The sequence below is a fragment of the Streptomyces africanus genome, assembly GCF_002150735.1.
Taxonomy (GTDB): Bacteria; Actinomycetota; Actinomycetes; order Streptomycetales; family Streptomycetaceae; genus Streptomyces; species Streptomyces africanus.
This window is the reverse complement of the sequence record NZ_MUKA01000547.1, coordinates 1-5,602: the sequence shown is the minus strand read 5'-3', so window position 1 is coordinate 5,602 and position 5,602 is coordinate 1. Positions and strand designations below refer to the sequence as shown.

Here is a 5,602-nt window from a genome sequence, read left to right as displayed (position 1 = left end):
CCCTCGCGGAGCAGGGTGAGCAGGTCGTCCGCGGTGGGGCGGGACTTGTGGTGCTTTCGCAGACAGAGGCGGATGAAGGCGCGGCGGGTGGCGGCGTGGGTCAGGACCGAGCCGAGGGAAAAGATGTCGGCGGCCGGGCCGACGTCCTGGGGGGGGACGCGAACTGTTCCGGGGACATGAAGGGCGGCGTGCCCATGACCCGGCCACGGCGAACTCGGCGGCGCGGGAGATGCCGAAGTCGATGACGCGGGGGCCGTCGTCGGCGAGCATCACGTTGGCCGGCTTCGGATCGCGGTGGACGACTCCGGCGCGGTGCATGTCGCGCCGCGCCTCGGCCAGGCCGGTGGCGAGTTCGCGCAGGCGGGGCAGCGGGAGCGGGCCGTGAAGGCCCCGCTGACCTGGCGGGCGGCGGCCACCTCGCGGCGATGAGGGTCCCCCCGCTCGAGCGAAGCCGAGAGTGGGGGAGGGTGCAGAACTCGTCGTCGTCGGCGTAGACCACGCCCATGCCACCGGAGCCGAGGCGGTCCTCGATGCGGTAGCCGCCCACCTCCGCCGGGTCCGAGTCGCGCAGCGCCATCCCCGTACGCTCCCCGGGGCCGGCGGCAGCGGTCCGGTCAGAAGCTGATGGAGTTGATGGTGTCCGCTATCGAGTTGAGGAACCGGTTGATGGACGGGGCCATGCCGGTCGACGCGAGGAAGAAGCCGAAGAGGATCGCCACGATCGCCGGCCCTGCCTTGATGGATCCCCCTCTCAGCAACACCACAAGGATGATCGCCAACAGCAGCACCACAGACAGTGAAATGGCCACAACTGATCACACCCTCGGTCGGTTCGCTCTCCCGGCCCGGGGACGCAACCCCGCGCACCCCGCCAGGACCATCGTGCCACCAACCAGGCCGGGCTATGCGGATCGTGACGGATCGACCACCTCACTCGTGTCCGGGCCGGTGTGCGCCCCCCGGGGCCAGGGGCCGAACGGCAGGGACTCGTACGGGAATTCGACGCGCCACCCGCGCAGGGAATTCGACGGTATCGTTTCCGTGTCCACACAACGCGTTCGCAGCTAATTCGAATTGCCCTCGCAAGTCCTCAACAGCCCTATGGGCAACGCCGGAGCGGCACGGAAGTGGACATTCCGCCGGAGTCGCCTGCTGGTCTTATGCGCCGCTTAGTCCGGAAGTATCACGACAAGCAGGGCGGGTGTGATGAACACAGTCCGCCGTCCGACGATGTGTTGGCCATCACTCCAGCAAGGATGTCAACTACCCGAAATCCGGGGTACCCACAGCGAATAGCCAGGATTCACATCCGGCGTTTTACGAATAGCCGCAGGGAACGCTAGGGTGCCTCAGATGTTCCACGCTGCCTCGTCCCCCGCAAGCGCAGCGAGGTCCCGGATCGTCTCCCCGAGCTCCTGGTGGGAGGGTCTGTGACGAACTCGCTGCGACCGAACGGCGACCGCAGGGCGCCACTTCCCCCGGCACAGTCCTCTGCCGACGGAGTGCCGAGCCCGCGCTCGCCGCAGAGCCCCCAGAAGAAGCAGAACGGCAAGCAGCGCGACGCGTTCTTCGACAACGCCAAGTACCTCGCGATCGTGCTGGTCGCCATGGGCCACGCCTGGGAACCGCTCAAGGGCGACAGCCGGGTACTCGAGGCCGCGTACCAGGTCGTCTACGCGTTCCACATGCCGGCGTTCATCATCATCTCCGGCTACTTCTCGCGCAGTTTCGACATGCGGCCCGACCGGCTCAAGCGCCTGATCACCGGCGTGGCCGTGCCGTACATCGTCTTCGAGACGGCCTACCCGCTCTTCAAGCGGTGGATCGACGACGATCCGGGACAGGACATCAGCCTCCTCGACCCGTGGTACCTGACCTGGTTCCTGGTCGCGCTGTTCATCTGGCGGCTGACCACCCCCATCTGGAAGATGGCGCGCTGGCCGCTGCCGCTCGCGCTCGGCCTCGCGATGCTGGCGACCGTCAGCCCGGAGATCGGTGACGACCTCGACCTCCAGCGGGTCCTGCAGTTCCTGCCGTTCTTCGTGCTGGGCCTGGTCATGAAGCCCGAGCACTTCCACATGGTGCGCCGCCGTTCCGTGCGGATCGCCTCGGTGCCCGTGTTCGCCGCCGCGCTGGCCGTCAGCTGGTGGGCCGTGCCGCGCATGAACACCGCGTGGTTCTACCACCGGGACGCCGCGCAGGAGCTGGGCGCGCCGTGGTGGACCGGCCCGGTCATGGTGCTCGCGATGTTCGGCTGCTCCCTGGTGCTGACCGCCTGCTTCTTCGCCTGGGTGCCGCGCCGCCACATGTGGTTCACCGCGCTCGGCGCCGGCACGCTCTACGGCTACCTGCTGCACGGCTTCCTGGTGAAGGCCGGTGACTACCAGGGCTGGTTCGAGCCGGCCTGGATGCACCGGCCGCTCGGCGAGATCGCCGTGACCGTCGCCGCGGCCGCCGTCGTGACGGTGCTGTGCACCAAGCCGGTGCGGCGGGTCTTCCGGTTCGCGATGGAGCCGAAGATGGAGTGGGCCTTCAAGCGGGACGCGGCCGAGGTCGCCCGTGAGCGTCAGAGCGCCGAGCGGCGCGAGCGCGAGAAGGTCAACGCCTGACGCCCCTGCCCGAGTTCATCCGACGAGACCGAGAAGTGCGCGCATTCGCGTGTACTTCTCGGTCAGTCGTTTACGGGTGGCCTCGTCCAGGACCGCGAGACGTGCCGGGTCCGCGTTGTGCGCCAGGTCCGACTCCTTCACCAGCAGCGCGCCGGGCGTGGCGAGGATGCGCGCAGCGTACGCCTCGGGCGGCTCTCCGGCCCGCTTGGTGACCGCGAGGACGATGTCCTTGGTACGGCTGCTCAGCGCGGCCTCGCGCAGCCACCGGGGCGAGAGCGCGTCGTCCTCGACCGCGTCGTGCAGCCAGGCCGCCGCGATCTGCTCCTCGTCGCCGCCCCGCGCCCGTACGCCCTCCGCGACGGCCTGGAGATGCTCCGCGTACGGCCGTCCGGCCTTGTCGGTCTGGCCGGCGTGCGCAGCGCGGGCGGTGGCCTCCACCTGGGCCAGGGTCAGCGGGGTGCGGGGTGTCTCGGTCACGGCACCAGTGTGCACCGGGAGCAGCGCACGTCAGCGGGCCGCGGCGGCCGTCGGGCCCTCCCGGCAGATCAGCAGCAGCGCCCGGTCGTCGTTGACGTCCTTGGCCACCGCCTCGATGAGGTGCCAGGCGGCGCCGTGGAAGCCGCCCGCCACATACCGGTCGGCCTCGCCGGTGAGGCGGTCGATGCCCTCGACGATGTCGCGGTCGGAGGTCTCCACCAGGCCGTCCGTGAACAGCATCAGCACGTCGCCCGGGCGGAGCGTGCCCTTCACCGGGTCGAACTGGGCGCCGTCGTACACGCCGAGGAGCGGGCCCTCGGCCGCCTTCTCCTCCCAGCGGCCGCTGCCCGCGCTGAGCTGGAGGCCCGGCGGGTGGCCGGCGGAGTAGAGCTCGTAGTCGCCGGAGTCCAGGTCGAGGACCAGATGGATGGAGGTCGCGAAGCCCTCGTCCCAGTCCTGGCGGAGCAGATAGCCGTTCGCTGCCGGCAGGAAGGCGTGCGGCGGGAGGGAGCCCAGGAGGCCGCCGAACGCGCCGGACAGGAGCAGCGCGCGGGAGCCCGCGTCCATGCCTTTGCCGGAGACGTCCGTGAGGACGACCTCGAGCGTGCGTCCGCCGTTGGTGCGCGCCGCCACCACGAAGTCGCCCGAGAAGGACTGGCCGCCCGCCGGGCGCAGCGCCATCTCCCGGTGCCAGCCGTCCGGCAGGCCGGGCAGCTTGCTCTGCACCCGGATGCGTTCGCGCAGGTCGAACAGCATCGTGCCGCCGCGCCGCCAGGGCACGCCGACCCGGCTGCGGAACTGGGCCAGCAGCAGCCCGAAGGAACCGCAGGCCGCTACCACGAGCACCACACCGGGGGTGACCCGGGACGGGCCTTCCGTGTAGGGGCCGAGCCGCACCGACTCCACGATCAGTGCCGTGGCCGCCGCCGCGTACAGGCCGAGCAGGCTCGCCGGGCGCAGCACCAGGCCGCCCACGACGACCGGCAGGACCAGCGCGGCCGGCGAGAACCACACCGAGTTCGCCAGCGTCGCCGCCGCGATCACCGGAACCATCAGGAGCAGACCGGCCAGGGCGATCCAGTCCGAGCCGTCGCCGCGGAAGTAGTCCACGGCGGCTCGTCGCACGCCGACGCGGGCCCGGTGCCACTGCTTCTTCAACCGGGCCGTGAACGTCTCGGCTTCCGCGCGCCGCCCTCGTCCTGCTGCCATTAGTTCGGGACCCTATCCATCGGACCGGCCACTTGGCACGGGAGGTCCTACTTGTCCCCCGACCGGGGACCGACTTCACAGTGAACTTCACGGTGCACCGCCTGTCTCCGGCCCGGGGGAAATTCCCTCGCTCGTCCCGCAGTGCCCTGGTAGGCATGGGCCATGGAGACTGACACGACCGGCTCCGCGGCGACCCCGCGGGTGCTTCGGCGGGACGACTGGGACACGTGGTACGACACCCTCATCCGCGCCTTCGGCGGAGTGCCCGAGTCCGCCGAGGAGCGGGAGTTGTGGGACTCGCTGACCGAGTGCGACCGCTCGCTCGGTGTCTGGGACGGGGACGCCTGCGTGGGGACGGCGGGGGCGTTCTCCTTCCGGCTCACCGTGCCCGGCGGGGCCTCGGTGCCGGCCGCGGGCGTCACGATGGTGAGCGTGGCCGCCACGCACCGCCGGCGCGGTGTCCTGACGTCGATGATGCGGCGGCAGTTGGACGACGTCCGCGCGTGGGGCGAGCCGCTGGCCGTGCTCACGGCCTCCGAGCCGGCGATCTACGGCCGGTTCGGATACGGCGCGGCCACCTTCCAGTTGAACGCCGAGATCGACACGACCCGGGTGCGGCTGGCCTCGCTGCCGGCGGGTACGGACGACGTACGCCTGCGCTACGCCGTTCCCGCCGATGTCCTCGACGTGTGCGAGGCGGTGTACGCGCAGCTGGTGCCGTCGCGACCGGGCATGCTGGCGCGGCAGCCCGGCTGGGAGCGGGTCGGGGTGCTCGATCCCGAGAGCGAGCGGAACGGGGCGTCGCCGCTGCAGTGCGTCCTCGCCGAGCGGGGCGGGGAGACCGTCGGGTACGCCCGGTACCGCGTCAAGCCGGGCTGGGAGCTCACCGGCGCCAACGGCACGGTGACGGTGGAGAACTCGGCCGCGCTGGATCCCGCGGCGGACGCGGCGCTGCTGCGGTTCCTGTTCGGTATCGACCTGACGTCGAAGCTGGTGCTGCGGGGGCGGCCGGTCGACGACGCGTGGCAGTACCTGGTGTCCGACATACGGCGGTGTCAGCCGCGGTTGCGGGATTCGTTGTACGTACGGCCGGTGGAGGTCGGGGCCGCGCTGGAGGCGCGGACGTATCAGACGCCGGTGGACGTGGTGTTCGAGGTGGAGGACGCGTTCTGCCCCTGGAACGCCGGGCGTTGGCGGCTCAGCGGCGATGCGAAGGGGGCGTCCTGTGAGCGTACGGCGGATGCGGCGGATGTCGCGTTGTCCGTACGGGAGTTGGGGGCGGCGTATCTCGGCGGGGTGAGCCTCGG

Annotated in this window: 6 protein-coding genes; 2 read left to right on the top strand and 4 right to left on the bottom strand. The window is 70.9% G+C overall.

Annotation, left to right across the window (positions count from 1 at the left end; all coding sequences use genetic code 11):
• Both CCL05_RS41845 and CCL05_RS41840 read right to left on the bottom strand, forming a co-directional pair.
• On the bottom strand, positions 1–510 hold a 510-nt coding region (locus tag CCL05_RS41845), incomplete at its 3' end, for a protein kinase domain-containing protein (protein WP_425275990.1).
• A 104-nt stretch (positions 511–614) separates the two neighbouring features.
• Positions 615–809, bottom strand: coding sequence for a hypothetical protein (locus CCL05_RS41840; RefSeq protein ID WP_031107160.1), 195 nt, complete (start codon positions 807–809; stop codon positions 615–617).
• 693 nt (positions 810–1,502) lie between these two features.
• Here CCL05_RS41840 and CCL05_RS41835 point away from each other — a divergent pair.
• Positions 1,503–2,609 (top strand): acyltransferase family protein, encoded by a 1,107-nt coding sequence (locus CCL05_RS41835; RefSeq protein ID WP_425275989.1) that lies wholly within the window; start codon positions 1,503–1,505, stop codon positions 2,607–2,609.
• Between the two features lie 15 nt (positions 2,610–2,624).
• On the opposite strand, the gene CCL05_RS41830 is transcribed toward CCL05_RS41835, so the two are convergent.
• Positions 2,625–3,086 carry an HD domain-containing protein gene (locus tag CCL05_RS41830; RefSeq protein ID WP_086565771.1) on the bottom strand — a complete coding sequence of 154 codons (462 nt, stop codon included), beginning with the start codon at positions 3,084–3,086 and terminating at the stop codon, positions 2,625–2,627.
• Between the two features lie 30 nt (positions 3,087–3,116).
• Entirely contained in the window at positions 3,117–4,295 is a 1,179-nt protein-coding gene (locus CCL05_RS41825) for a PP2C family protein-serine/threonine phosphatase (protein ID WP_086565770.1), read from the bottom strand.
• Positions 4,296–4,457: 162 nt separating this feature from the next.
• Here CCL05_RS41825 and CCL05_RS41820 point away from each other — a divergent pair.
• A partial coding sequence (locus CCL05_RS41820; RefSeq protein ID WP_086565769.1) for a GNAT family N-acetyltransferase occupies positions 4,458–5,602 on the top strand: 1,145 nt, incomplete at its 3' end.